General features: G+C 71.7%; 2 protein-coding genes. Both read left to right on the top strand.

All coding sequences use genetic code 11. The features are described from left to right. The first annotated feature begins 308 nt into the window (after window positions 1-308). Window positions 309-1658, top strand: coding sequence for an FtsK/SpoIIIE domain-containing protein (locus tag AOK00_RS27850; protein WP_055603010.1), 1350 nt, complete (start codon window positions 309-311; stop codon window positions 1656-1658). A 78-nt stretch (window positions 1659-1736) separates the two neighbouring features. Next, a partial coding sequence (locus AOK00_RS27845) for a DUF2637 domain-containing protein (protein ID WP_055603011.1) occupies window positions 1737-2206 on the top strand: 470 nt, incomplete at its 3' end.

The raw sequence follows: 2206 nt of genomic DNA, 5'->3' as shown, positions 1-2206 counted from the left end.
GCCGTTGAACGTGTTCTCCCAGTCCCGCGCCTTCAGCCCGATCACCGACACCGGCATACCCGGCGCGAGCCCGTCGGGGAGACCGGTCTCCGGCACGGTCACCTGGTAGAGGTTGCCCTCCCCTTCGTCCGAGATCAGCAGCCCCACCGTGGACAGCCGGAGACCGGTCTCCCCGACGGGCTCGCGCCGGGTATGCCGGTGTCGGTGATCGGGCTGAAGGCGCGGGACTGGGAGAACACGTTCAACGGCCAGACCCGTCACGGCATCTCGTTCCGTGCGGTCGCCGTCACCCCGGTCGGGGTCTGACCATGACCGACCTGTCGACGTTATGGGAGGTCGCCCTCCCGCTCGCCGGGGCCGGTGGCGGTCTCGGATACGCCAAGGTCCGCGCCCCGCGCATCTTCTGGTCGCTGGTGGGTCTGCCGGTGGCGACCACGCGGTTCGCGGTGACGTACCGCTCCACGATGGACGTGTGCGGGCTGACGGTTCAGCCGTCCCGCCTGCGGGCGTTCATGGTCCGCAACGTCGCCCGCCGCCCCGACGTCCAGCCCGTGCCGCCGAAGATCCGCCGGGTGCGGGCCTCCTCGACCGGCATGCGGGTCACCCTCCGCCTCCCGGCCGGTCTGGAGCCCTCCGACGTGATGGCGGCCTCCGAGCGGCTGCGGCACGCCTGGGGCGTCCACTCCGTCAACGTCGCCGAGATCAAGCCGGGCTTCGTCGAACTGCGGATGACCGGCTACGACGTCCTGCGCCGGGTGAAGATGCCCCGCCCCGTCTCCTCCCGGCCCATGACGGTTCCGGTCGCGCTGCGGGAGGACGGCACCGCGTTCGTCCGCGACTACCTCAAGGTCCCGCACGCGCTGACGCTCGGAGCGAACCAGTCGGGCAAGTCCATGTACCAGCGCAACCTGATCGCCGGGCTCGCCCGCCTCCGGGTCGCCCTGGTCGGGATCGACTGCAAGCGGGGGGTCGAACAGCAGAGGTACGCGCCCCGCCTGTCGGCGCTCGCCATCACGCCCGAGGAAGCTTCCGGACTCCTGGACGCGCTCGTGGACGAGATGGAAGACCGGTTCGACCTGCTGAGCGAGCACGGCGCCGCCGACGTGTGGGAACTGCCCGACGCCGTACGTCCGGTACCGGTCGTGCTCCTGGTGGACGAGGTCGCGGAACTCTTCCTCGTGGCCACCAAGAAGGACGAGGAACGCCGGGACCGGATGGTTACGCAGTTGATCCGTCTGGGGCAGATGGCTCGCGCGGCCGGCATGTTCCTGGAGGTGTGCGGGCAGCGGTTCGGCTCCGACCTCGGCAAGGGCGCCACCGCGCTGCGTGCCCAGCTCACCGGGCGCGTGGTGCACCGGGTCAACGACAAGCAGACCGCCGAGATGGGGCTCGGCGACATCGCCCCCGACGCGGTCGTGGCCGTGACGTCGATCCCGCCCGACCTGCCCGGCCTCGCGGTGGCCGGAGACACCTCCGGCGGCTGGTCCCGCATCCGCACCCCCGAACTCAGCGCGACCGACGCCGCAGCCATCTGCGCCGCGCACGCGCACCTCACCCCGGACGTCCCGCGCCTCGCCCCGTATCGGCCGGTGGTTCCCACCGTCTTCGGGCCTGTCGCGCCCGCCCCGCTGGTGAAGCCGGTTCCGGCGACCAGCTAGCTGCCACCTCTCCCTCGGTCGGCGTGACCGTCTCACGCCAGGTCCCTACCCGACCCATGCCCGAAAGGAGGTGACCTCGTGTTCCGTACCCTCCGCCTCGACGCCGTGCTCATCCAGGCCGTCATCGCCGGTGCCCTGTCCTTCGCCCACCTGCACGACCTGGCAGCCGCGGCTGGTCAGGACGGATGGAAGGCGTGGGCCTACCCGGTCAGCGTCGACCTGTTGCTCGTCGCTGCCTGGCGCCGGATGCGCAAAGACGGCGGCAGCCGTGACGCCTGGCTCTGGTTCGCCATCGCCCTGATCGCGTCGCTGGGCGCCAACGTCGCCACCGCCGGACTCCTCGACATGAACGACGTCCCGGACTGGCTGCGCATCCTCGTCGCCGGATGGCCCGCCCTCGCATTCCTCGGCGGCACCCTCCTCGCCCACGCCCATGCCCCGGCCCCAGAGCCACAGCCGGAACCCGTGCCGGTCGAGGAACCCGAAGCCGCCCCGGAACTTGTCGTGGAGCGCGTCCCCGAACCGGCGCCCGAGCTGCCGCCGGCCGA

The sequence above is a fragment of the Streptomyces aureus genome (assembly GCF_001418135.1).
In the GTDB taxonomy this organism is placed as follows: domain Bacteria; phylum Actinomycetota; class Actinomycetes; order Streptomycetales; family Streptomycetaceae; genus Streptomyces; species Streptomyces aureus_A.
The sequence above is the reverse complement of the archived record's forward strand: the minus strand, read 5'-3'. Positions and strand labels throughout refer to the sequence as shown.